Genomic DNA, 24,289 nt, shown 5'->3' on the forward strand with positions numbered 1-24,289 from the left:
TGAAAACACCGGGCGCGCACGGCCCGGACCGACACCCGGTGGTGAGCCAGATGGTTCTCGGGAGCGACCTCAGGCAAAGGAACACAAGGCGCGGACGGGGAGCGGCAGTTGGGGCCGCGGCCCTGGTCCTCGTGCTCGGCCCGGCCCTGGCGGCCTGCAGTGACGACAGCGGGGGTGGCAGCAGCGCACCACCGCCCACGCCCTCCGTCGAACAGACGACGAGCGCACCGGCGACCGCGCCCGCGGACCCGGCCGCCGCCACGACCCAGATCAAGGCCAACTGGAAGAAGTTCTTCGACCCGGCCACCTCCACCAAGGACAAACAGGCCGTCCTGGAGAACGGCGACAAGATGGGCCCGGTACTGAAGGCATTCAGCGGCGACAAACGCGGCGGCCAGGTACAGGCCGAGGTCACCCAGGTCGAGTTCACCAAGGCGGACAAGGCGACCGTGACCTACACGCTGACCCTCAACGGCGCCACCGCCCTCCCGAAGGCCTCCGGGACGGCCGTCGAGCAGGGCGGCATCTGGAAGGTGTCCGTCAACACCCTTTGCGCGCTGGTGGCGTTGAGCGGCGATGCCTCGCAGTCGCCCGGGGCGGGCTGCTGAGGCCGCTGTCGCGGTGCTGCTGCTCCTCGGGGGCACGGCCTGCGGCAGCCGCCTCCCGGAGAGCGACTTCGAGCACGGCAACTCCCGTACGCCCGCGCCCAGCGGCGACGCGCCGATCCGGGTCGGCATCATCACCAGCGCGACCAGCCCGGTCGGCGGCGACACCTTCACCGGCCCCCGCGACGGAGCCGAGGCGTACTTCGAGAGGCTCAACGCGCGCGGGGGCATCGCCGGGCACCCGGTCCAGGTGCGCCTGTGCGACGACGGCGGGAGCGGTGTCGGGAACAACGAGTGCGTGCACCAACTGGTCGACGAGGACAAGGTCGTCGCCCTGGTCGCCACCACCGCCCTCGACTACGCGGGCGCCTCCCGCGTCTCCCACGCGCGCGTGCCCGACATCGGCGGCCAGCCCATCGGGGCCGCCTACGACACCTGGCCGCACCTGTACGGCATCTACGGCAGCCTCGCGCCCCGCGCCGGGACACCGGGCTGGGGCGGGCAGTTGTACGGCGGCACGGAGGTCTACCGGTACTTCAAGCGCGAGCAGGGCGCCCGTACCGCCGCCGTCGTGTCGTACAACCAGGCCGCCTCGGCCGCCTACGCCCGGCTCGTCGAGCAGGGGCTGAAGGCCGAGGGCTACAAGGTCGTCACCGAACAGGTCGATTTCGCGCTGCCCAACTTCCGTGCGGTGGCGGCCGACCTGAAGCAGCAGGGCGCCGACCTGGTCTTCGATTCCATCGACACGCACGGGAACGCCCAGTTGTGCGAGGCGATGGACGAGGTCGGCGCGAAGGTCATCGCCAAGGTGACGAACGTACAGAACTGGACGTCGACCGTCCCCGAGGACTACAAGGACTCCCCGCGCTGCCGCAACGCGCTGTGGGCGACCGGGTCCAGCCGGGACTTCGATGACACCTCCCAGGCGGCCGTACGGGAGTTCCGGGACGCGACGAAAGGGCTGAAGACGCATTCCCAGTGGCAGCTGGAGGGCTGGGCGGCGGCGATGTGGTTCACGGACGCGGCCAAGGCGTGTGCGAAGACGAAAACGGGCGTCACGCGCGCGTGCGTCGACGGCTTCATGAACCGGAGCGAGAACTACACCGCCGACGGTCTGCTGGTTCCGGTCACCTTCGAGCGACTCGCCGAGCCGCCGAAGACCCGCCGGACGTGTCTGTCGGTGGCCCGCTGGCAGGACGGCAAGGGGTGGGTCCCGCAGGGGGACATGGACAGCACCTGTTTCGACGTGCCCCAACTGCCGTACAGCCCTTGATCCCTACTGCTCTAGATCCGGGCCGCCCTTGATACAGACTTCGACCATGTTGGAGACCTCGGCACGACTCCTGCGCCTGCTCTCGCTGCTCCAGGCCCACCGCGAGTGGTCCGGCGCCGACCTGGCGGACCGGCTCGGGGTCACCCCGCGCACCGTGCGCCGGGACGTGGACCGGCTGCGCGAGCTGGGCTACCCGGTCAACGCCAGTCCCGGCACGGGCGGTGGCTACCAGCTGGGCGCGGGCGCGGAGTTGCCGCCGCTGCTGCTGGACGACGACGAGGCGGTCGCCGTGGCGGTCGGGCTGCGCACCGCCGCCGGGCAGGGCATCGAGGGCATCGGCGAGACCTCCGTACGCGCCCTCACCAAGCTCGAACAGGTCCTCCCGAACCGGCTGCGCCGCCGGGTGGGCGCCCTCAACGCCTTCACCGTGCCGATGCTGCGCAACACGCTGCCGTCGGCCGTCGACCCCGCCGTACTGACCGAACTGGCCGCCCTGTGCCGGGACTCCGAGCGGCTGCGCTTCGACTACGAGAGCCACGACGGCGCGCCGACCCGGCGCAGTGTCGAACCGCATCGTCTGGTGTGCACCGAGCGCCGGTGGTACCTGGTCGCCTGGGACCTGGACCGCGCCGATTGGCGCACCTTCCGCGTCGACCGTGTCACGCCCAGACCACCGCACGGCCCGCGCTTCACCCCGCGCACGCCGCCGGCCGAGGACCTCGCCGCGTACGTCTCGAAAGGGGTCTCCACGCGCGCGTACGCCTCGCACGCCCTCGTCCGGCTGCTCGTGCCCCTCCATGAGGCCGCCGAGCGGATCTCCCCGTCCGCCGGGACGCTGGAGGCGGACGGGCCGGACGCCTGCCTCCTGCGGACCGGGGCCCCGAACCTCGACGTGATGGTGATCCACGTGATGATGACGGGCTTCGAGTTCGAGGTCCTGGAACCCGTCGAGCTGACCGAGACGATCAGGACGTCCCGGGACCGGCTGTCCCGGGCGCTGGACCGGCACGACCGGAAGACGTACGGCGATTCTGTGCCGGGACGGTGAATCTGTTATGCGGCGTCAGCTCCCGCCGTACGGCCGGGAATCGGAAAGAAATGGGGTGCCGGACCGGTTCTCGCGGAACTTTCCGGCGGGCTATTCGGCGAGCCGGACCGACAGGCGGGAATTACGTTCGAATGCCTGCGTAAGGCGTACGGAACCGCTCATACGTGTGAGGGATGGAGAACAAAACACACGTCCTGATCCTGTGACAGAAGTGTGACCGGAGAGGGACGGAGAGAGCGGGAGAGGGGCTAGCGTGGGTGGCATGGCACCCATTCCGACTCCACCGGCAGAGCCCCAGGACAGCCCGAACACCTATGTGGGCCTCGACGCGACAGAGGCCGAGCGGCTCGCGCGGGAGCGCGGGTGGTCGACCGTGCGGGCACTGCCGCCGGGGGCGATCATCACCATGGAGTTCCGTGCGGGGCGGCTCAACTTCGAGGTCGAGGACGGCACGGTGAAGCGCGCCTGGAAGGGCTGACCGCACACACGACGAAGGCCCCGGTTCCTGTGCTGGAACCGGGGCCTTCTCGATGCGGGGAGGGTTTGTGCGTACCGGCCCCGCGGTCTGGTGCGGGTCAGCCGCCCGCCGCCGGACGGGCCGCGGTCGAGGCCGTGCCGCGCGCCACCCGCTCCGGGTGCGGCGGGCGGCGGCTGCCGATCGGGGTGACCGGGGTGCGCTCCGAGCGGGTCGTGTGCGGGCCCGGGGCGAGATGGGCAGGAGGCCGGGCCGAGCGGCTCGTGGTGACCGTCTCCCGGGCCGCCGGGACCTCGTCGCCCGAGGAGGAGGTGCGCGGCTTGAGCAGCACCGGCGCGGTGACCGGTGAGGCCGGTACCGGTGCGGGTGCCGTACGGCCGCGGCGGGCGCGCCAGCGGTCGCGGTAGTCGAAGATCCGGGTCTCGGCGAGGGCGACCAGCGGCTCGCACCACGGGAGGGCGAGCAGCACCAGCAGACCGGCGGCCCAGCCGAGCAGCACGTCGCTCAGCCAGTGCGTGCCGAGGTAGACCGTGGCGAGACCGACGCCCAGCGAGGTCACCGCGGACGCGGCGGACAGCCAGCGGCGGGCGGCCGGCGTGGAGGCCAGATACGCCAGAATTCCCCAGGTCACGACCGCGTTGGCAGTGTGGCCGCTGGGGAATATATCGCCGCCGAGACCCATCTCGTTCGAGCCGATGACGGTGGCGTAGTGCGGGCCGAGGCGGCCCATGCCGAGCTTGGCGGCGCCGACCGTGATGTTCAGCAGCAGGATCGCGGTGCCCAGAGTGAGCAGCGGGCGCAGGGTGTGCTGCCGCCAGGAGCGCCAGCCCAGCCAGGCCGCGACCATCACCGCGGTCGGGCCGCGCTGGCCCAGCACCACGTAGTAGTCGACGAACCAGTGGATGCCCGCCCACTGCTGGTACGGGCGGAAGAACATGACCTGCCAGTCGAACCGGACCAGCCACGAGGTGGTCACGACAAGCCACACGATCGCCAGATAGAAGGCCAGGGTCGCCACGAACAGCACGGCCCTGTGCCGACTCATCTTGGGCACATCGATGTGGGCCGGCCGTTCGGGTTCACGGTCCAGCCTCGCGAACACCCGGTCCAGACGGGTGAGGTTTCGTTCGGTACGCACCCAATCGACGTTACAGCGAGTGAGTGTGGATCCCCGTCGAATCAGCGGCTTTGTGATGACGATGTGATGTGGGAAAGCTCTCAGGAGCAGGTTTATTTCCGAGGATTCCGCAATCCCGGGTGGCTCCGTCCTTCAATTCCTTTGATCATGCCGGTCTCTGTTTTATGGCCCTTATGAATTAGTTCACCAAATGCTGGGGTGGAATTGGCCGGGCGCTCACCGACCGTACCGGGGTTGATCATGGGGGACCGGAGCCGTTCAGCCAGAACGCGCCGTACACGGCCGACGCCACCGCGACACCGCCCACCACCCACGCTGACCTGGAGGTACGCAGCCGCGCCAGGGCGAGCGCGAGGGGGAGCAACAGGGGGAAGGCGGGCATCAACAGGCGCGGTTTCGAGCCGAAATAGCTCGACGCGCACAGCGCCAGCGCGGTGACGACCCCCGTGTACACCAACAAGGGGAGCGGCTGGCCCTGGCGGACGCCCACGACGTACAGCCAGACCACCAGCCCGACCCCGACGATCAGCCCGACCCCGGCCAGGGCCGACGGGAACGACGTGAACTTGTCGCCGACGAAACGGGCGAACGCGGCACCGCCGTCGAAACCGTTGCGCCAGCCCGCCTGCACGTCGAGATAGCCCAGCGGGCCCTTGCCCGTGCGATGGCCGACCCACAGGACGTACCCGGCGGCGCCCAGGGGCGCGAGCGCCATGCCGAGGGCGCACCGCCAGGTTCGCGCGCCGGGCTCGGGCGCCGTGCTGCGGTCCCGCACGAAAGAGGTGCGGCCCGTGAACGAGGCGATACCCGCGACCCACACCGCCGCGACCACGGCGAGCCCCACGGGCCGAGTCAGCCCGGCCAGCAACGCGAGAACGCCCGCCGTCAGCCAGCGGCCGGTCAGCACCGCGTACAGCGACCAGGCGGCGAGCGCGGTGAAGAGCGACTCGCTGTACGCCATCGACTGCACGATTCCGACCGGGAGCACGGCCCACAGCAGCACGGCACACACGCCGGCCCTACGGCCGTAGACATGCTCCGCGACCGCGAAGATCCCCCAGGCCGCCGCGAGCGAGGCGAACAGGCTCACCACGAAACCGGCGTCGGCGTACGACAGCGGGGACACCGCGTGCATGCCTCGCTCGAGCCAGGGCAGCAGCGGGAAGAAGGCGAGGTTCGAGTGGACGTCGCCGTTCGGGAGGCGCACCTCGTAGCCGTAACCGAGGTCGGCGACCCGCGTGTACCAGAGGGCGTCCCAGCGGGCCGTCAACAACGTGTACGCGCTTTTGCCGCGCGCCGCGCTCCACACCGCGAGCACCACCAGGCCCAGCGCGCGGACGGCGGCGTACCCGAGGAGGGCCGGGGCCGCCCGGCGCAGAGGTGCTTCAAGATCGGTCACGGGCTCGATTATCGACGGGGTACGGAACCGGCAGACCCGGCGGGGCGTGGTCCACAGAAGGGTGAGTGGTGTACGCCACACGTGTTCTCCGGGGAGTGTGAGAGGTCCGCCACGTGGCATCGGCGTGAACTCGCGTACTCTGACGGCTCACTCGCCTTCGTTGCGCGGGTCGGAGACACCGCTCCTCTCCGGCCACAGTCACGGGGAGTCCCCACCCCGTGAGCCCGCCGAACGCGAGGGAACATCTGGGAGGTAGTACATGTCCGGGACGACCACGGCCGCCGCAGCGCTGCGCCGTCGGGCGGCCGGGGCCGGTGCCAACCGCTGGGTCGTCCTCGTCGTCCTCTGCGTGAGCCTGCTCCTCGTCGCGCTCGACGCCACCGTGCTCCATGTCGCGGTGCCCGCCGTCACCGAGGACCTCAAACCCGGCGCGATAGAGCTGCTCTGGATCGTCGACGTCTATCCGCTGGTCTGCGCCTCGCTCCTCATCCTCTTCGGCACGCTCGGCGACAGAGTGGGCCGCAGGCGGATTCTCCTTCTCGGCTACGGCCTCTTCGGCGTCGCCTCCGGGCTGGCCGCCCTCGCCCATGACGCCCAGGTACTGATCCTCGCGCGGGCGCTGCTCGGCGTCGGCGGCGCGATGATCATGCCGGCCACGCTGTCGATCCTCCGCCAGGTCTTCCCGGACCGGCGCGAGCGGGCGGTGGCGATCGGCGTGTGGAGCGCGGTGGCGGCGGTGGGCGCGGCGGTCGGCCCGCTGCTCGGCGGGTTTCTCCTCGAACACTTCTGGTGGGGCTCGGTCTTCCTCGTCAACATCCCCCTGATGCTGATCAGTCTGCCGATCGGCCGCCTCCTGCTCCCCGAGTCCCGCGGCGACCGCAACGGCCCGTGGGACGTCGTCGGCGCGCTCATGGCCGCGGGCGGTCTCTTCGGCGTCGTCCTGGGCGTGAAGCGGCTCGGCGGCGGGGAGGCGGTGGAGAGCGCGTGGACCGTGGCCCCGCTGCTCGTGGGCGCGGTGCTGCTGGTTCTTTTCGTACGACGACAACGGCGCCGTACGCATCCGCTGGTGGACCTGACGATGTTCCGCAGGCCGGCGTTCAGCACGTCCGTCGGCTGCATCGTGCTGGCGATGCTGGCGCTGGTGGGCCTGGAGCTGATCGCGGCGCAGTATCTGCAACTGGTGTTGGGCCTTTCGCCGCTCCAGACGGGTCTACGACTCCTGCCGCTGACGTTCGCGGCGATGGCGGCGGGGTTGTTCGGGGCGCGGATGCTCCGGCGTTTCGGGCCGCGCCGGATGGTGTGCTTCGGGTTCTGCCTGACCGCGGTCTCGGTGCTGACGCTGACCGCGATGGGCGGGCAGGACAACACCGGGCTGCTGCTCTTCGGGTTCCTGCTGCTGGGCTTCGGCCTGGAGATGACGCTCTTCGGGGCGTACGAGTCGATGCTGAGCGAGGCTCCGCCGGCCCAGGCGGGCGGCGCGGCGGCGATAGGCGAGACCTCCTACCAACTCGGCGCCGGCATCGGTATCGCGCTCCTCGGCAGCGTCATGAACGCGGCGTACGCGCCCGGGCTGCGGTCCGTTCCCGGGGTACCGACGTCCGCGTCGGCTTCGGCGGGGCATTCGCTGGGCGAGGCGTACGACGTCGCCGGGCGTCTCGGCGGGGTCCGCGGAGCCGCCCTGCGCCACGCGGCGCGGGATGCCTTCGTCCACGGCCTGCATGTCACGTTGCTCGTCAGCGCGGGGTTGCTGCTGCTGGGGGCGGTGATGGCGTTGCGGTTGCCGCGGGTCATGCAGTGCGAGGTGCCTGCGGCGGCCGTAGGGGTGCCTGCCCCCAGGGAAGTCGCACAGTCCCGCGTCTCCGCCTGAACCCCCTCTCCCACCCACGCACCGCCCGTGACGGGCACTTGAAAGGCCGGCGTCTCCTGTGGGGGTGCCCCGCCGTCGGCGGCTGCCCGTTCGCGTCCGCGGCCTTCCGTCCGCGCTATCGTAACTAGCGGTGGTAGTTTTCTCAGATTTCGGAGGCTGTGCCATGTCCTCGTCCTCGAAGTTGCCCCCCTTCGACCCCGCCGACCCCCTCGGCATCGACGACCTGCTCGACCCCGAGGACCTCGCGATTCGCGACACGGTTCGGGCGTGGGCCGGTGATCGGGTGCTGCCGTACGTCGCCGAGTGGTACGAGAAGGGGGAGTTGCCCGGGATTCGGGAGCTCGCGCGGGAGCTCGGCGGCATCGGGGCTCTCGGTATGTCGCTCAGCGGGTACGGGTGTGCCGGTGCCTCCGCCGTGCAATACGGGCTCGCCTGCCTGGAGTTGGAGGCGGCGGACTCCGGGATCCGGTCGCTCGTGTCGGTGCAGGGGTCCCTCGCGATGTACGCCATCCATCGCTTCGGGAGCGAGGAGCAGAAGCAGACGTGGTTGCCGCGCATGGCCTCCGGTGACGTCATCGGATGCTTCGGGCTCACCGAGCCCGACCACGGCTCCGATCCCGGCGCGATGCGGACCTACGCCAAGCGCGACGGCGGCGACTGGGTGCTCAACGGGCGGAAGATGTGGATCACCAACGGGTCGGTGGCAGGGGTCGCCGTTGTCTGGGCGCAGAGCGATGACGGGATTCGGGGGTTCGTCGTGCCCACCGATGTCCCCGGGTTCTCCGCGCCCGAGATCAAGCACAAGTGGTCACTGCGCGCATCCGTCACCAGCGAACTCGTCCTCGACGATGTGCGGTTGCCGGCTGATGCGGTGTTGCCGGAGGTCGTCGGGTTGAAGGGGCCGCTCAGCTGTTTGTCGCACGCTCGTTACGGAATCGTGTGGGGTGCGATGGGCGCGGCGCGCGCTTCCTTCGAGTCCGCCGTCGAATACGCGAAGACGCGGGAGCAGTTCGGGCGGCCCATCGGTGGCTTCCAGCTCACCCAGGCCAAGCTCGCCGACATGGCGGTCGAACTGCACAAGGGGATTCTGCTCGCCCATCATCTGGGGCGGCGCATGGACGCCGGGCGCCTGCGTCCCGAGCAGGTCAGCTTCGGCAAGCTGAACAACGTACGAGAGGCCATCGAGATCTGTCGTACGGCACGGACCATCCTCGGTGCCAACGGGATCTCACTGGAGTACCCGGTGATGCGGCACGCGACGAACCTGGAGTCGGTGCTCACGTACGAGGGCACCGTCGAGATGCACCAGCTCGTGCTGGGCAAGGCGCTCACCGGGCTCGACGCCTTCCGGTAGACACCGGAGACCTCGGTCTCGGTTCAACCCTGCGGGAGGCAGGGCCGATGAGCGGCCCTGCCTCAGCTCTGGTTGAAGAAACCGTCCTCGCGGCGCGCGACCGGGTCGCCGCTGACGATCTCGGTGTTGGCGGGGGTCAGCAGGAAGACACGGTTCGCGACCCGCTCGATCGTGCCGCGCAGGCCGAAGGTCAGGCCGGCCGCGAAGTCGACCACGCGCTTGGCGTCGGTCGCCTCCATCGCCGTGAGGTTCACGATCACCGGAACCCCTTCCCGGAACAGCTCGCCGATCGCGCGGGCGTCCCGGAAGCTGTCCGGGGTGACCGTGCCGATCCGCCGGCCCTTCACCTCGGCGACGTCCTCGGCCACCTTCACTCGCGGATCCGTGACCCAGGCATCCCCGGGCTGCTCGGTCCCTTCGGAGTAGTCGTCGTCGTAATAACGCTCGTCATCGTTGTCGTCAACGAGCCCAAGCCAGGCACTCGCCTTGCGTACCGATCCCATGGACGCCTCCTCTCACAGCGGTCTTACTTGCTTTCCACATCCCTATGGTCATCCATGATGCGGATCGCGCGCCAAGTGGATAGACGCCGCGCGGGGGGTTTGTGACGCTACTGGTGCACAGCCCATACGTCGAGGGCCCCTGTGTATCAAGGGTGTTGCTGGGCAGGGCTGCTGACTGAGAGTGAAATATGATTCTTCCCGGCGTCCGGGTGACGGCTGGTGCGTACGGGTGAACGGGGTGGTCGTTGCGATGCGGCCGCTCAACGCCCGGTCAGATGCCATATCGAACTCCGGATGCCCTGTCAGATGTCGTTCACGCCACGGGGGGTTGTCGTGTTCGGAATGGTCCGGCCTTGCAGACATCGGCTCGGAGAGAGCCTCAAGACGCAGTGGATGGCGCATTTGTGCGGGCTGTGTCTCGCACTGCGCGGAGATCATGGGCAGTTCGCGAGGGTTGTCACCAATTACGACGGTCTGCTCCTCTCGGTCCTGACGGAGGCTCAGGTCGAGCGGGAGGGCGGGGGATGGCGGCGTACGGCCGGGCCCTGCCCGTTGCGCGGGATGCGGACCGCGTCCGTCGCGCAGGGCGAGGGCGCGCGGCTCGCGGCGGCCGTCTCGCTGGTGCTCGCCTCCGCCAAAGTGCGTGACCATGTCGCGGACGGGGACGGGCTGCTGGCCCGTAAGCCCGTGGCGCTGGCCGCGCGGCGGGTCGCGGGGAGCTGGGGGAGCGCCGGGGCGCGCACCGGTTCCGCCGTCGGGTTCGACGCCGCCGTACTCGTTGACGCGGTGGAGCGGCAGTTCGGCGTCGAGGCGCTCGCCGGGCCCGGCACGCCGATCCTGACCGTCACCGAACCGACCGAGACCGCCACCGCGGCCGCCTTCGCGCACACCGCGATCCTGGCCGGACGGCCCGGCAACGCCGTACCGCTCGCCGAGGCCGGGCGCCTCTTCGGACGGCTCGCGCATCTCCTGGACGCCGTGGAGGACAGGGAGGCGGATGCCGCGGCCGGTGCCTGGAATCCCCTCACCGCGACCGGCACCCCGCTCACCGAGGCCCGGCGGCTCGCCGACGACGCGCTGCACGGGATACGGCTCGCGCTGCGGGAGACGTCCTTCACCGACGGCAAGCTGGCGCATCTGCTGCTCGCGCACGAACTGGGGCGCTCGGTCGACCGGGCCTTCGGGACGCAGTCGTGCGGGCACGGGTCCGGGCCTGGGCACCTATCGGAACCGCAGGGCGCCTTCAGGCCGCCGCAGACTCCCTACCTGCCGGGCGATCCGCGGCACGGCGGCAATCCGTACGGTGGCAATCCTTACGGCGGTGAGCCGCCGCGGCCCGACAAGCGTGGTTTCTGGGCCGGGTGTGCCGCCGCCCTCGGGCTGTGCTGCACCTGCAAGGTGTGCTGCGCCGACGAGTTCGAGGGCCCGTGGTCGGGGCGGCGGCGCGAGGGATGCCGTTCGAGCTGCGACTGCTCGTGCTGTGACGCCTGCGAATGCTGTGAGTGCTGTGAATGTCTGTCGTGTTGTGACTGCTGATCGTGACGGGCAGTCACCACCGTTGTATACGTGCCGCACAGGGATCATGGCCGACCTGCGGGGCTCGGCCGGCGGTGTTTCGGAGCGGTAAAACAAAAACATGATCCGGTGACCGGTGTGCCATGTGTGTCGTTGGGCGGGAGCAGAACCATTTCTGCCCCGGGTTCGATCCCCGATCAACCCCCGATCAACTCGCCACCCACTTAAGGCACTTCAGTGGACGTCACAACAAAAGCGACCACCAGCATCCGCACCAGGCTGCTGAGGATTCTGATCCTCGCTCTCGCGGTCCTGCTCGCACTGCTCGGAGTCGCGGCCGCCGAGCAGATCTCCGCCTATCGCAACGCCTCCGCGACCGCCGACAACGCCCGCCTGGAAATCACCCTTCAGGGACTCGTCCACGAACTGCAGAAGGAGCGCGGGCTCACCACCGGATACGTCGGCGGCGTCCGGCAGTTCAGCGCCAAGCTGCCCACGCAGCGCAAGGCGACCGACGCCGCGCGCGAGCAGTTGGACGTGGCCCTGAAAGGGCGTGAGGACTCGGCCGCCGGTTCCGTGCGCGAGTCCCTCGGCCGGCTCGACGGACTCGCCGGGATCCGCAAGGACGCCGACGACGGCACCGGCGTGGTGAAGGACACCTTCGACTACTTCACCACCACGATCACCGTCCTCGACCGGCTCGACCTCGGCCTCGAGGACGTCCACGACGGCACCCTGCGCGACGCCTACCAGGCACTCCAAGTCCTCGGCAACGCCAAGGAGTTCACCGGCGAGGAACGCGCCATCGTGCTCGGCTCGGTGCGCGCGGGGAAGTTCCGCGGCGGCGACTACAGCCGGTTCATGGAGATCCGTGCCGGGCGCCTCGCCGCCCTCGACGCCTTCCCGCGGTCGGCCGGCGCCGTGCAGGAACGGCGCCTGAACACCGCCCTGACCACGCCCGACGCCGAGCGCGCGCTGACGTACGAGAGCAAGGCGGTGCACGGCACCGGGAAGCTGAAGTCGAGCGCGATTCCGCCCATGGCCTGGTGGGACTCCATGACCTCCACCATCAACGGGATGCGGGACGTGCAGATCGGTCTCGGCACCGATGTCGAGAACCGCGCCGCCCAGTTGGAGAGTTCGGCTCAGCGCGACCTGCTGCTGTTCCTGCTGCTCGCGCTCGGCACGGTCGCCGCGCTCGCCGCGCTGGCCCTCGACTGTGTACGGTCCGTGTCCTCGCCGCTCGTCGAACTCGCCCAGCAGGCACGGGAGGTGGCCGGCAGTCGGCTGCCGCAGGCCGTGGCCGCCGTACAGGACGGGTCGTCCGGGAAGGCGCCGCAGCCGCCCGCTCCGCTGGCCGTCAACGACAAGGCGGGGGCCGAAGTGCGGGAAGTCGCCGAGGCGTTCGACCGGGTGCAGCGGTCCGCGTTCGATCTCGCCACCGAGCAGGCCGTGTTGCGGCGCAACGCCACCGACTCGCTGGTGAGCCTGGGCCGTCGCAACCAGAACCTGGTGCGCCGTCAGATCAGCTTCATCAACAAGCTGGAGCACGAGGACGCCGACCCCGCGACCCTCGCCAACCTCTTCGAACTCGACCACCTGGCCACCCGCATGCGCCGCAACGCCGAAAGCCTTCTCGTGCTCGCCGGGGAGTCCAGCCCCCGCCCCCAGTCCACCCCGCTGGCCGTCAACGACGTCCTGCGCGCCGCGCTGTCCGAGGTCGAGGAGTACCGACGGGTCACCCTGCGCCGGATCGAGCCCGCGTACGTCACCGGCTCCGTCGTCGTCGAAATCGCCCACCTGCTCGCCGAGTTGGTGGAGAACGCGCTGAGCTTCTCGCCGCCGGACTCCGATGTGGAGATCGAGGGGCGGCGCACCAGCGCCGGTTATCTGGTCGCGATCGTCGACCACGGTTTCGGTATGGACAACCAGGCACTCGCCGAGGCCAACGTACGGCTCTCCGGCACCGCCAGCTTCATGGCCGAACCCACCCGGTTCCTGGGCCACTTCGTGGTCGGCGCCCTCGCCCGCAAGTGCGGTATCGAGGTACGGCTCGGCGAGGCACCGGCGGCCGGTGTGGTCGCGCGCGTGCTGATCCCCGCGGGGCTGTTGACGGAGACCCCGCAGGGCAAGGCCGCCGACAAGCCGGTGCTGCCGGCACCGCGCAAGGAGGAGGACGCCGTGGAGCTGGTGACCGTAGCGGCCGAGTCGAAGCCGGCTGAGAACAAGGGCACCTCCGCCTCCCGTACCCGCAACGGACTCGTCAAGCGGCCCCGGCGCAGCGCGATCCCGGAGGCCGTCACCGAGACCGACCGGCCCAGCCGCCCGGCACCCACCGGACCTTCCGCGGACCGCAGCCCCGAAGAGGTCTCCGGGATGCTCTCCACCCTGCGCAGCGCCCACATGCGGGGCGGCATCAGCGTGGAGAAGGAAAAAGAGAAGGCCAAGAAGTCCGCCGGCAACAATGAGGGTGACGCCAAGTGACCACCGTCGACACCCAACACGACTCGCAGACCTTCAACTGGCTCCTCGCCAACTTCGTCAAGAGCACCGACGGCGTACGGGACGCCGTCGCCGTCTCCTCCGACGGGCTGCTGATCGCCGTGTCCGACGGACTCGGGCGGACCGAGGCCGACCATCTCGCCGCGATCGTCTCGGGGTTGAGCAGCCTGGCCCGCAGCGCGTCCAAGCGGTACAGCTTCGACGGGGTCAAGCTGATCATGATCGAGATGGGCCGGGGTTTCCTGCTCGTCTCGGCTATCCGGGACGGCAGCTGTCTCGGTGTCCTCGCCGACAGCAGCGGTGAACTGGGCCTCGTCGGCTACGAGATGGCGGTGCTCGCGGAGCGGGCGGGTGATCTGCTCACCCCGACGCTCATCGCCGATCTGCGGCAGGCGTTGCCACGGTGAACGGTGAACAGTCCAGGGACGTAGAACCTGAAGAGGACGCGACGTTCGTCCGGCCGTTCATCATCACCGGCGGCCGGTCCGAGCCCCTCCAGGCGGATCTGCGGCTGGAGACGCTGGTCGTCGCCGTCGGCGTGCCGGATCCGTCGCTCGCCTTCGAGCGGCGCCACATCGTCGCGGTGTGCGAACGGCCGACGACCGTCGCCGAGGTGGCGCACCGGGTCGGCGTACCCCTCGGAGTGGCCAAGGTGCTCATCTCCGACCTCGTCGTCGCCGGGCAACTCGCCTGTCGGCAACCCGCGGAGCTGCCGCTCCCGATGCTCGAAAGGATCAGGGACCATGTCCGGGCGCTCTGACAAGATCGTGCCGCTGGCCGTGAAGATCGTGGTCAGCGGCGGCCTCGGGGTCGGCAAGACCACGTTCATCGGGGCCATTTCGGAGATCGAACCCCTCGACACGGAGGCGGCGATCACCGAAGTCTCCGTCGGCGTCGACTCGTTGGAGGGCGTCGAGGCGAAGACCACCACGACCGTCGCCCTCGACTTCGGGCGGATCACCCTCGATCCGACGATCGCGCTGTACCTGTTCGGGACGCCCGGGCAGGACCGGTTCTCGTTCCTCTGGGACGACTTGGTCGAGGGTGCGCTCGGCACGGTGGTCCTCGTGGACACCCGGCGGATCGAGGACTGTTTCCCGGCGGTCGACTACTTCGAGTCGCAGGGCGCGCCGTTCGTTCTCGCGGTGAATCGGTTCGACGGGGCGGAGCGGTTCGATGTGGACGAGGTGCGGGAGGCGTTGGGGTTGGGGGCGGATGTGCCGGTGCTGGAGTGCGACGCGCGTGAACGGGGCTCTGTGCGGGACGTGTTGGGGGCGTTGATGGACCGGGTCATCGGGGTTCGGGCCACACCGCGACGCCGTACGGCCGCCCTGTCGCGATAGGCGGGACAGGGGGCCGGTCCGTGAACTCGGCCCCCTGCAGCCCTAGTTAGCCCTTTAGTTCCGGTGGGGAGATCTGCGACTTCGCTATCGCCGAGCCCGTCGTGCCCCACTTCTTGAGGATCTTGTCGTACGTCCCGTCCGCGATCAGCTTGTTCACCGCGGCCTGGAAGGCCGGGGCCAGCTTTGTGCCCTTCTTGAAGGCGAAGCCGACGTCCAGGCGGTGGAACTCGTTGAGGAACTTGACGCCGGTCTGCTGGGCGACGGCGTAGCGCAGGCCGTTGATCGTGGACATCACGACGTCGCTGCGGCCCTGCTGGAGGGACGACCAGATCGCGCCGGACTCGCTGTAGGTCTGCACGTCGTACGCCTTCTTGCCGGCGTCCGTGCAGACCTTCTTGTTCTCCTCGAGCGTGGCCTCGAACGTGGTGCCCGCGCCGGTCGCGACGTTCAGGCCGCACAGCTGCTTGAGGTCGGTGATCTTGCCGAGCTTGCTGTCCTTGCGGGTGGCGAAGCCCTGGCCGTCGTTGATGTAGGTGACGAAGTCGATCGTCTTGCGCCGTTCGTCGGTCACACCGAAGTTGCTGGCGCCGAAGTCGTACTTGCCGCTGTCGAGGGCCGGCAGGATCGCCTCGAAGCTGGCCTGTTCCGTCTTCAGCTTGATGCCGAGGACCTTGGCGACGGCGTCCGCGAAGTCGACGTCCTGGCCGGTCAGCGTCTTGCCGTCGTCCAGGTACGTGGTGCCCGGTGGCGTACCGCCGACGGCCACCGCCACGGTGAGGCTGGTGACGCCGGACGGGAGCAGCTTCGCGGCTGCCGCGTCCTTCGGGACGCCGGAGACGACGTCCGTGGTGGGGATCTTGTCGGCCTTGGCCGCCGCGTTCGCCGTGCCGCCGGTCGTGTCGTCCGAACCGGAGCCGCAGGCCGTGAGGAGCAGGGCCGCCGAGGTGATGAGGGCAAAAGGTGCAAAATGCCGATAGCGGGTACGCGTCGACGTACGCATCGTGTGCGGTCTCCTGAAGGCAAGAGTGAGCAGAACCCGAGGGGAGGGGTGAGGTGTGAGGGGTGCGCGTGTGAAGGCGAAGCGGGAGGAGAGGGGAGAGCGCGAGAAACGCCCGATCAGGCGGGAGAACCGGGGATCAGGGCGTGCAGTGGGTCAGCTCAACAGGAAGAGGACCACACGCGACCGAGGTCGATGTGGGAGCGCTTGACCAGCCACTGCTGTGGATGCATGAGGTAAGTGGAACAGGCATCCGGTTGTGCGTCAACCGACTTGAGACGTAGCGCTCACAGTATGGACAGCCTTGACAGCAAGGGGAAACGGCGCCGTACCCTCGGTGGACGGCCCTGCTGAGGGGCTCGGCCGTACGGCGCCGCGAGGCGCCCCGTGTGAAGGCACCCACCCGTGTTCGACCTACGTCACGGAGTTGTCTTCGTATGTCTTCCGACACCCTCGCCAAAGCCTCCGCCGCACCGGACACACCGGAGCAGACGGACTCCCCGCGGATCGTCCCGCAGCGCCGGCTCGGCCAGTGGACGGCCGCCGTCGCCGTGCTGGTCCTGCTCGGGCTCGCCGTCACCTCCGTCGTTCGCAACAAGGCGTTCCAGTGGGGTGTGGTCGGCGACTACTTCACCTCGGACTCCGTACTGCGCGGCCTGTGGCTCACCCTGTGGCTGACGGCCGTGGTGATGGTGCTCGGCTTCGTCCTCGGCGCGCTGCTCGCGGCGGCCCGGCTGTCCGCCAACCCCGTGCTGCGCAGCGTGAGTTGGGGTTACGTGTGGCTGTTCCGGTCGATCCCGATCCTGGTGCAGCTGCTGCTGTGGTTCAACATCGGGGCGCTGTATCCCGAGTTGCTCGGCGTGAAGACCGTCAACCTGTTCACTCCGATCGCGGTCGCGATCATCGGACTCACCCTGCACGAGGCCGCGTACGCCGCCGAGGTCGTCCGGGGCGGCATCCTCTCCGTCGACCGGGGGCAGGTCGAGGCCGCGCAGGCGCTCGGGCTGAGCCGGTGGCGCCGCTGGTGGCGGATCGTGCTGCCGCAGGCGATGCGCTCCATCGTGCCGCCCGCCGGCAACATGCTGATCGGCACCCTCAAGGGCACCTCGATCGTCAGCGTCATCGCCGTCCAGGATCTGCTGTTCTCCGTGCAGTTGGTCTATCACCGCACCTACCAGGTGATCCCGCTGCTGATGGTCGCCACCATCTGGTACACCGTCGTCACCTCGGTGCTGAGCGTCGGCCAGTACTACGTCGAGAAGCACTACGCGCGCGGTTCGGAGCGCAGCCGATGAGCGCGGACAGGCGGACACTTGTGATCGTCGGGGCCGGGCCGCGGGGGACCGGTCTCATCGAGCGCATCGCCGCCAACGCGCCTGATCTGTACGCCGATTCGGGTGTCGAAGGTCTCGACATCCATCTCGTCGACCCCCATCCGCCGGGCGCCGGACGCATCTGGCGTGCGGCCCAGTCGCCGCTGCTGTGGATGAACTCGCACGCCGAGGACGTCACCATGTTCACCGACGAGACGGTGGTCATGGAGGGTCCGGTGCGTCCCGGTCCCACGCTGCACGAGTGGGCCGCCATCGAGGGCAGCACCTTCGCCGACCGCCAACTCCAGGGCTCCTACCTGCGCTGGGTGCACGAGGAGGCCGTGGCCGCCCTGCCGCCGGGCATCACCGTCCACCACCATCCGCAGCGCGCCCTCAGGGTGAGCGGCCCGCGCGAGGGACGCCAGCAGGTGTGGTTGGAGGGCAGCCCGCAACCGCTCCTCGCCGACCTCGTCGTCCTCGCCCTCGGTCACCTCGACGCCGAACTCGACGAGGATCAGCGCGAGTTGGCGGCGTACGCCCGCGCCCACGACCTGGTCCATCTGCCGCCGGACTTCACCGCCGACAGCGACCTGTCCTCCCTCGCCCCCGGCGCACCCGTCCTCGTGCGCGGCTTCGGGCTCGCCTTCGTCGACCTGATGGTGCTGCTCACGGAGGGCCGGGGCGGACGCTACGACGGCGACACCTACGTCCCCTCGGGGCAGGAGCCGGTGCTGTACGTCGGGTCGCGGCGCGGAGTGCCGTATCACTCGAAGATCGGTTACGAGTGGAGCGGTGAACGGCCGCCGCTGCCACGGTTCTTCGGGCCCGCCGAGGTCGACGCGATACTCGCGCAGCCGGGGGGCTTCGACTTCCGGCGGGACGTATGGCCGCTGATCGAGAAGGAGTTGGGGTTCGCGCACTACCACCGGCTGTTCGGTGTGCACCCCGAGCGGACGAGCATCGCCTGGACCGACTTCGAGGAGAAGTACGCGGCGGGGGAGGCGGCGGACCGCGAGGCCCTCGTGGCGTCCGCCGTGCCCGACCCCGCCGACCGGCTCGACCTCGCGGCGCTCGACCGTCCGCTGGACGGGGTGCGGTACGCGTCGGAGGAGGCGTTCCAGGAGGGCCTGCGGGCTTACATCGAGGCCGATCTGAGTCGCCGTCATGATCCGTCCAACAGCCCGGACTTGGCGGTCTTCCTCGGACTGCTCTCCGTCTACGGGCAGTTGATCCGGCTCGGTGACGTCGGGCCCTGGTGGCACGGCTTCTTCAGCTATCTCGCCTCCGGGCCGCCCGGACCCCGGCTGCGCCAACTGCTCGCGTTGTCCAGGGCCGGCATCGTGCGGTTCGTCGGTGCGGACATGGCCGTAGCCGCCGAGGACGGGGTGTTCCGGGCGTCGAGCGCGACCGTGCCGGGTGTGACAGTCGAGGCGCGGGCGCTGGTCGAGGCGCGGCTGCCCGAGCCCACGGTCGGGCGGTCCGTCGATCCGCTGTTGCGTCGACTGCACGACGACGGGGCCGTGGTGGAGAGTCCCGAGGGGCTGCTGCGGGTGGACCGCGCCGACGGGCGGCTGCTCGACCGGGACGGGCGGCCGCATCCCCGGCGGTTCGCGCTCGGGCCCTACACCGACGTACGGACGCCCGGCGCGTTCACCCGGCCGCGCACCGGAGGGCCCGCCTTCCGGCAGAACGACGCCACCGCGCGGGCCGTGCTGGCGTTCCTGCGGGATCTCGCGTGTCGGGCCTCGGTGTAGCCCCGACCGCCAACTCCGCTGCCAGTACAAGGGATTCACACCATGACCGTCATGGTCGACATCAGGTCCGTCCACAAGAGCTTCGGACCGCTCGAAGTGCTCAAGGGCATCGACCTCGCGGTGCGCGCCGGTGAAGTCACCGTGATCCTGGGCCCGTCGGGGTCCGGCAAGTCGACGCTGCTGCGCACCATCAACCACCTGGAGAAGGTCGACCGGGGCGTGATCAGTGTCGACGGCACGCTCGTCGGCTACCGGCGCTCCGGCGACAAGCTGTACGAACTGCGCGAGCGCGAGGTGCTGAAGCAGCGCACCCGGATCGGGTTCGTGTTCCAGAACTTCAACCTCTTCCCGCACCTCACCGTGCTGGACAACATCATCGAGGCACCGGTCTCCGCGCTGAAACGCCCCCGCAAGGCGGCAGTTGAGAGCGCGCGCCGACTCCTCGACCGGGTGGGGCTCTCCGACAAGGCCGACGCCTATCCCCAGCAGTTGTCCGGCGGTCAGCAGCAGCGGGTCGCCATCGCCCGGGCGCTCGCCCTGGAGCCGAAACTGCTGCTCTTCGACGAACCGACCTCCGCGCTCGACCCCGAGCTGGTCGGTGAAGTCCTCGACGTCATCAAGGACTTGGCCCACCAGGGCACCACGATGATCGTCGTCACCCATGAGATCGGCTTCGCCCGTGAGGTCGCCGACACCGTCGTCTTCATGGACGACGGGCGGATCGTCGAGCAGGGCACCCCGACCGACGTACTGGACCGACCCCGGCACGAACGCACCCGGACGTTTCTGTCCAAGGTGCTGTGACGTGCGCAGAAAGGGATTCCCCACATGACCTCCTCGCACGGCCGGGGCCTGCATCTGGCCGCCGCCGTCGACCAGCGGTCGGCCTACGACGCCGACTCCTACGTCGAGTTGGCGCGGCTCGCCGAGAGCGGCGGCCTCGACTTCGTGACCCTCGACGACACCTTCGCGCGCCCCGGACCCGACGCCCTCGCCGTCCTGTCCCGCGTCGCCCCGGTGACCAGTCGGATCGGCCTGGTGCCCACCGTGACCGTCACGCACACCGAGCCCTTCCATGTGCAGGCCGCGGTCGCGACCCTCGACTGGGTCAGCCGGGGCCGGGCCGGCTGGCGGCTCGACGTGTCGACCACCGAGGGCGAGGCCCGCCTCTTCGGCCGCCGTCATGCCGCGCCCGCCGACGCGTTGTGGCAGGAAGCCGGTGAAGTCGCCGAGGTGGCCGCCCAGTTGTGGGACAGCTGGGAGGACGACGCCGAGATTCGGGACACCGCCACCGGCCGCTTCGTCGACCGCGACAAACTGCACTACGTCGACTTCGAGGGCTCCGAGTTCTCCGTCAAGGGCCCCTCGATCGTGCCCAGACCACCACAGGGTCACCCGGTCCGCGTGGTCGACGCCACCGAGGGCCAGGCCCGGCGGACGGCCGCCCGGTACGCCGATGTGGCCCTCGTCCGCGCGGCGAGTTCCGCGCAGGCCGGGGCCGTACGGGCCGAACTGCGGGCGTTGGCCGAGAAGTTCGGCCGCGATCCCGACACCCTGCGGGTCCTGGTGAGTCTCGTCGTCGACCTCGGCGACGGCGAGCACGCGGCCGAGCCGGGCCACGGCGGGGGCGGCCCCCGGCAGACCGCGCACGGCCCGCTGTACCGGGGCGGCCCGGTCGACCTCGCCGAACTGATCGCCGACTGGCACGGCGACCGTACCGTCGACGGTTTCCACCTCACGCCCGTCGAGCCGCGCCGTGACCTGGAGCGGCTCGTCAACGGGACGGTGGCGCTGCTCCAACACCGGGGCCTGTTCCGCACGTTCTACCCGGGCAGCACGCTCAGGGAGCACCTGGGCCTGGCCCGGCCCGCCAACCAGTACGCCGTGACAGGGGGAGCGTCATGACCGTACGGCCCCGCAACTCGCGTAAAGAGATCCATCTGGCGGCGCACTTCCCGGGCGTCAACAGCACCACCGTGTGGGCCGATCCGCGGTCGAGGTCCCAGATCGCCTTCGCCTCCTTCGAGCAGCTCGCCCGCACCGCCGAACGCGGACTCTTCGACTTCTTCTTCCTCGCCGAGGGGCTGCGGCTGCGCGAACACAAGGGCCGTATCCACGACTTGGACGTCGTCGGACGACCGGAGTCCCTCACCGTCCTCAACGCGCTCGCCGCCGTCACCGAACGGATCGGGCTGGCCGCCACGGTCAACGCCACCTTCAACGAGCCCTACGAACTCGCGCGCAGACTCGCCACGTTGGACCACCTCAGCGGCGGCCGGGCCGCCTGGAACGTGGTGACCTCGTCCGACGCCTTCACCGGCGAGAACTTCCGGCGCGGGGGATACCTCGACCGTGCGGACCGATACAGCCGGGCAGCCGAATTCGTAGCCGTGGCAAGGGAGTTGTGGGACTCCTGGACCCCGGACGGACTGTCCCGTCCCTTCGCCCACCGGGGCCAACACTTCGACATCGCGGGCGAGTTCACCGTCCCGCGCTCACCGCAGGGGCACCCGGTCGTCATCCAGGCCGGGGACTCGGGGGAGGGCCGGGAGTTCGCGGCACAGGCGGCCGACGTCATCTTCACGAGACACGGCACGCTGGAGGACGGTCGTGCCTTCTACGTCGACGTGAAGGGACGCCTCGCGAAGTACGGCCGTAGCGCGGACGACCTGAAGATCATGCCCGGTGTCACCGTCGTCCTCGGCGACACCGCCGCCGAGGCACAGGAGAAGGCCGCCGAGATCCGGCGCCAGCAGGTCTCCCCGCAGAACGCGATCCTCGCCGTGGAGCAGATCTGGGGCACGGACCTCTCCTCCTACGACCCCGACGGCCCGTTCCCCGACTTCGACCCGGTGCCGGACGCGTCGCTCACCCAGGGGCGGACCCGGCGCGGCGACACCGTCGCGATGGCCGAAAAGTGGCGGGCGCTGTCGCGGCAGAAAGGGCTGTCCATCCGGCAGACGGTGATCGAGGCGAGCGGCCGGCAGTCCTTCATCGGCACCCCGGAGGCGGTCGCCACCGAACTCGAGACGTTCGTACGACAGGACGCCGCCGACGGCTTCATCCTCGTACCGCACCTCACCCCGGGCGGCCTCGACGAGTTCGTGGACCGGGTGGTGCCGCTGCTCCAGGAACGCGGTGTCTTCCGCACGGAATACCGGGGCACCACCCTGCGCTCACATCTCGGGCTCCTCGACCCGGCGGGGAAGGGGTGACCGCACGGACGACAGGATTGAGCGCACGACGATGGAGCTGACGGCATGACCTCGGACGCGGCCGACGACTGGAAGCACTGGCACGAGCACCGCACGGAGACCGTGTCGGCTCCCTACGGCCCCCTCGCCCTCATCGGCACGCACTGGCTGGAGGACTGTCCGGACGGGCGACTTCCGGACATCCCCGGGGTATGGGTTCTCGACGGTGACGCCGTGGTTCTCACCGCGTCGGCGTCCGACGGACTGACCGTCGACGGGGAACCCTTCGCCGGTGAGATCCGCCTCGGCGCGGACACCGGCCCGGTGAGCGCGGCCCGCGTCGGCCTCGGCGAGCGCCGGCTGGTCGTCCTGATCCGCGAGGGCGCCTGGGGCGTGCGCGACTACGACCCCGACTCGGCGGCGCGGCGCGCGTTCCGGGGCATCGAGGCCACGCCCTACGATCCGCGCCGTTCGGTTCCGGGACGCTTCACGCCGTACGACGCGTGGCGCGTCGTGCGCGTCGGTACCGCGGACGGTGTCGCGCGCGAGCTCGGGCTCGACGGCGAACTCGCCTTCCAGCTCGACGGGTTGGAACTGACGCTCCAGGTGGCGGTGCAGGACGACGGCAAGCTGTGGGCGGTGTTCGCCGACTCCACGAGCGGGAACGGCAGTTACCGGTTCCGCTTCCTGTACCCGGGCGCGCCCGATGCCGAGGGGCGCACGACGGTGGACTTCAACCGGGCGGTGCTCCCGCCGTGCGCGTTCGCCGACCATTTCATCTGCCCCTTCCCGCCGCCGGGGAATACGCTGGGCGTCGCGATCGAGGCGGGGGAGCGCAACCTCAACCTCCGGTAGGTGGGGCGTCGATCCCAGGTGGGCGGGGCTTCCACCCTCTGTGTTGGGGTGATCAACTCGCGTAGATCGGGGCAAGTTGAAGGCTGCACGGCCGAAAGGCGCCCTTGCGCCCCTTGGCCACGCGGCCGAATACTCCCCCACAGCGCTTGTCAGGGGCACGGCGTGTTCGAAAACCGGACGCCCGACCCTGACTGCGCCTCACGGGCCCCGACCCCACGCGGGCCCCCGAATTCCCCTAGGAGGGAACGAAACGTGAGGATCAAGCGCACCACCCCCCGCAGCGGAATCGCGAGACGGACCAGGCTGATCGCCGTGGCCACCGGATTCGCCGCCGCTGCCGCGTTCGCCGTCCCCACCGCGAGCGCAAGTAGCGCACAGACGTTCAGCGCGACCCAGCTCTCCGCGGTCAACTCGTCCGTGCTCAAGGCCGATGTCCCGGGCACCGCCTGGGCGGTCGACAGCAAGACGAACCGTGTCGTCGTCACCGTCGACAGCACGGTCTCCCAGGCCGAGATCGCGAAGATCAAGAAGCAGGCCGGCACGTCCGCCGGCGCGCTCACCATCAAGCACACGGCCGGTCAGTTCAAGAAGCTGATCACCGGCGGCGACGCCATCTACGGCGGCGCCTACCGCTGCTCGCTCGGCTTCAACGTGCACAGCGGGAGCACGTACTACTTCCTGACCGCCGGCCACTGCGGTGAGGTCGCCTCCACGTGGTACTCCAACTCGGGGCACACCACGACGCTGGGCACGAACGTGGGCTACAGCTTCCCGACCAATGACTTCGCGCTGGTCAGGTACACCAACACCTCGATCGCGCACCCGAGCGCGGTCGGCAGCCAGACCATCTCGAGCGCGGCCACCCCGAGCGTGGGCACGACCGTCTACCGTCGTGGCTCCACCACCGGCACGCACAGCGGCCGGGTCACCGCCCTGAACGCCACCGTCAACTACGGCAGCGGCGACGTGGTGTACCAGATGATCCAGACCACCGTCTGCGCCGAGGGCGGAGACAGCGGCGGTCCCCTGTACGCCGGCACCGTGGCCTACGGTCTGACCTCGGGCGGCAGCGGCGACTGCACCTCCGGCGGCACGACCTTCTTCCAGCCGGTCACCGAGGCGCTGAGCTACTACGGCGTGAGCGTCGGCTGACC

21 protein-coding genes and 1 pseudogene are annotated in these 24,289 nt (G+C 69.9%); 18 read left to right on the forward strand and 4 right to left on the reverse strand.

The window, feature by feature from the left end; translation table 11 throughout:
* Positions 1-50: 50 nt before the first annotated feature.
* The 4 genes and pseudogenes from OO70_RS36540 (at position 51) to OO70_RS36555 (ending at position 3,404) form a co-directional block, all read left to right on the forward strand.
* Complete coding sequence (locus tag OO70_RS36540; protein WP_043681242.1) at positions 51-608, forward strand: hypothetical protein; 558 nt, start codon at positions 51-53, stop codon at positions 606-608.
* Positions 577-1,878 carry an ABC transporter substrate-binding protein gene (locus OO70_RS36545; protein WP_043681244.1) on the forward strand — a complete coding sequence of 434 codons (1,302 nt, stop codon included), beginning with the start codon at positions 577-579 and terminating at the stop codon, positions 1,876-1,878. The genes OO70_RS36540 and OO70_RS36545 overlap by 32 nt, the downstream gene beginning before the upstream one ends.
* Before the next feature lie 46 nt (positions 1,879-1,924).
* Positions 1,925-2,884: pseudogene (locus tag OO70_RS36550) on the forward strand (helix-turn-helix transcriptional regulator); the annotation flags it as partial.
* Between the two features lie 304 nt (positions 2,885-3,188).
* Positions 3,189-3,404 carry an I78 family peptidase inhibitor gene (locus tag OO70_RS36555; protein WP_043681249.1) on the forward strand — a complete coding sequence of 72 codons (216 nt, stop codon included), beginning with the start codon at positions 3,189-3,191 and terminating at the stop codon, positions 3,402-3,404.
* Positions 3,405-3,501: 97 nt separating this feature from the next.
* Here OO70_RS36555 and OO70_RS36560 read toward each other — a convergent pair whose 3' ends face one another.
* Positions 3,502-4,539 carry a phosphatase PAP2 family protein gene (locus OO70_RS36560; protein WP_043681252.1) on the reverse strand — a complete coding sequence of 346 codons (1,038 nt, stop codon included), beginning with the start codon at positions 4,537-4,539 and terminating at the stop codon, positions 3,502-3,504.
* A gap of 238 nt (positions 4,540-4,777) precedes the next feature.
* Positions 4,778-5,938, reverse strand: coding sequence for a membrane protein (locus OO70_RS36565; RefSeq protein ID WP_043681255.1), 1,161 nt, complete (start codon positions 5,936-5,938; stop codon positions 4,778-4,780).
* 259 nt (positions 5,939-6,197) lie between these two features.
* Between OO70_RS36565 and OO70_RS36570 the strand changes: the two genes are divergently transcribed.
* The gene (locus OO70_RS36570) at positions 6,198-7,805 is read left to right on the forward strand and encodes an MFS transporter (RefSeq protein WP_043681257.1); all 1,608 of its coding nucleotides are present in this window, start codon (positions 6,198-6,200) and stop codon (positions 7,803-7,805) included.
* A 163-nt stretch (positions 7,806-7,968) separates the two neighbouring features.
* Positions 7,969-9,159: an acyl-CoA dehydrogenase family protein gene (locus OO70_RS36575; protein ID WP_043681259.1), complete on the forward strand. Its 1,191-nt coding sequence runs from the start codon at positions 7,969-7,971 to the stop codon at positions 9,157-9,159.
* A gap of 62 nt (positions 9,160-9,221) precedes the next feature.
* On the opposite strand, the gene OO70_RS36580 is transcribed toward OO70_RS36575, so the two are convergent.
* Positions 9,222-9,662, reverse strand: coding sequence for a cell division protein SepF (locus tag OO70_RS36580; RefSeq protein ID WP_043681262.1), 441 nt, complete (start codon positions 9,660-9,662; stop codon positions 9,222-9,224).
* Between the two features lie 333 nt (positions 9,663-9,995).
* On the opposite strand from OO70_RS36580, the gene OO70_RS36585 reads away from it, so the two are divergent.
* The 5 genes from OO70_RS36585 (at position 9,996) to OO70_RS36605 (ending at position 15,022) form a co-directional block, all read left to right on the forward strand.
* Positions 9,996-11,198 (forward strand): DUF5685 family protein, encoded by a 1,203-nt coding sequence (locus tag OO70_RS36585; RefSeq protein WP_043681976.1) that lies wholly within the window; start codon positions 9,996-9,998, stop codon positions 11,196-11,198.
* 216 nt (positions 11,199-11,414) lie between these two features.
* Positions 11,415-13,661 carry a sensor histidine kinase gene (locus OO70_RS36590; RefSeq protein WP_051741991.1) on the forward strand — a complete coding sequence of 749 codons (2,247 nt, stop codon included), beginning with the start codon at positions 11,415-11,417 and terminating at the stop codon, positions 13,659-13,661.
* On the forward strand, positions 13,658-14,086 hold the full coding sequence (locus OO70_RS36595; protein WP_043681265.1) for a roadblock/LC7 domain-containing protein: 429 nt from the start codon (positions 13,658-13,660) through the stop codon (positions 14,084-14,086). Before OO70_RS36590 ends, OO70_RS36595 begins: the two co-directional genes overlap by 4 nt.
* Positions 14,083-14,439, forward strand: a complete 357-nt coding sequence (locus tag OO70_RS36600; RefSeq protein ID WP_043681268.1) for a DUF742 domain-containing protein — start codon at positions 14,083-14,085, stop codon at positions 14,437-14,439. Before OO70_RS36595 ends, OO70_RS36600 begins: the two co-directional genes overlap by 4 nt.
* Complete coding sequence (locus tag OO70_RS36605) at positions 14,423-15,022, forward strand: GTP-binding protein (protein ID WP_043681274.1); 600 nt, start codon at positions 14,423-14,425, stop codon at positions 15,020-15,022. The genes OO70_RS36600 and OO70_RS36605 overlap by 17 nt, the downstream gene beginning before the upstream one ends.
* Positions 15,023-15,068: 46 nt before the next feature.
* Here the strand turns inward: OO70_RS36605 and OO70_RS36610 are convergent, their stop codons facing one another.
* Positions 15,069-16,022 (reverse strand): ABC transporter substrate-binding protein, encoded by a 954-nt coding sequence (locus OO70_RS36610; protein WP_043681277.1) that lies wholly within the window; start codon positions 16,020-16,022, stop codon positions 15,069-15,071.
* 434 nt (positions 16,023-16,456) lie between these two features.
* Here OO70_RS36610 and OO70_RS36615 point away from each other — a divergent pair, with 434 nt between their 5' ends.
* The 7 genes from OO70_RS36615 (at position 16,457) to OO70_RS36645 (ending at position 24,287) form a co-directional block, all read left to right on the forward strand.
* Positions 16,457-17,314, forward strand: a complete 858-nt coding sequence (locus OO70_RS36615; protein ID WP_043681280.1) for an amino acid ABC transporter permease — start codon at positions 16,457-16,459, stop codon at positions 17,312-17,314.
* Complete coding sequence (locus OO70_RS36620; RefSeq protein ID WP_043681283.1) at positions 17,311-19,086, forward strand: FAD/NAD(P)-binding protein; 1,776 nt, start codon at positions 17,311-17,313, stop codon at positions 19,084-19,086. The genes OO70_RS36615 and OO70_RS36620 overlap by 4 nt, the downstream gene beginning before the upstream one ends.
* 42 nt (positions 19,087-19,128) lie before the next feature.
* Positions 19,129-19,890 (forward strand): amino acid ABC transporter ATP-binding protein, encoded by a 762-nt coding sequence (locus tag OO70_RS36625; protein WP_043681286.1) that lies wholly within the window; start codon positions 19,129-19,131, stop codon positions 19,888-19,890.
* A 24-nt stretch (positions 19,891-19,914) separates the two neighbouring features.
* Positions 19,915-20,991 carry an LLM class flavin-dependent oxidoreductase gene (locus tag OO70_RS36630; protein WP_043681289.1) on the forward strand — a complete coding sequence of 359 codons (1,077 nt, stop codon included), beginning with the start codon at positions 19,915-19,917 and terminating at the stop codon, positions 20,989-20,991.
* Complete coding sequence (locus tag OO70_RS36635) at positions 20,988-22,301, forward strand: NtaA/DmoA family FMN-dependent monooxygenase (RefSeq protein WP_043681291.1); 1,314 nt, start codon at positions 20,988-20,990, stop codon at positions 22,299-22,301. Before OO70_RS36630 ends, OO70_RS36635 begins: the two co-directional genes overlap by 4 nt.
* A gap of 45 nt (positions 22,302-22,346) precedes the next feature.
* Positions 22,347-23,135 (forward strand): DUF1684 domain-containing protein, encoded by a 789-nt coding sequence (locus tag OO70_RS36640; protein ID WP_043681294.1) that lies wholly within the window; start codon positions 22,347-22,349, stop codon positions 23,133-23,135.
* A 252-nt stretch (positions 23,136-23,387) separates the two neighbouring features.
* Complete coding sequence (locus OO70_RS36645; RefSeq protein ID WP_043681297.1) at positions 23,388-24,287, forward strand: S1 family peptidase; 900 nt, start codon at positions 23,388-23,390, stop codon at positions 24,285-24,287.
* The last annotated feature ends 2 nt before the right edge of the window (positions 24,288-24,289 follow it).

It is taken from the genome of Streptomyces xylophagus, from assembly GCF_000716435.1.
GTDB classification, from domain to species: Bacteria; Actinomycetota; Actinomycetes; order Streptomycetales; family Streptomycetaceae; genus Streptomyces; species Streptomyces xylophagus.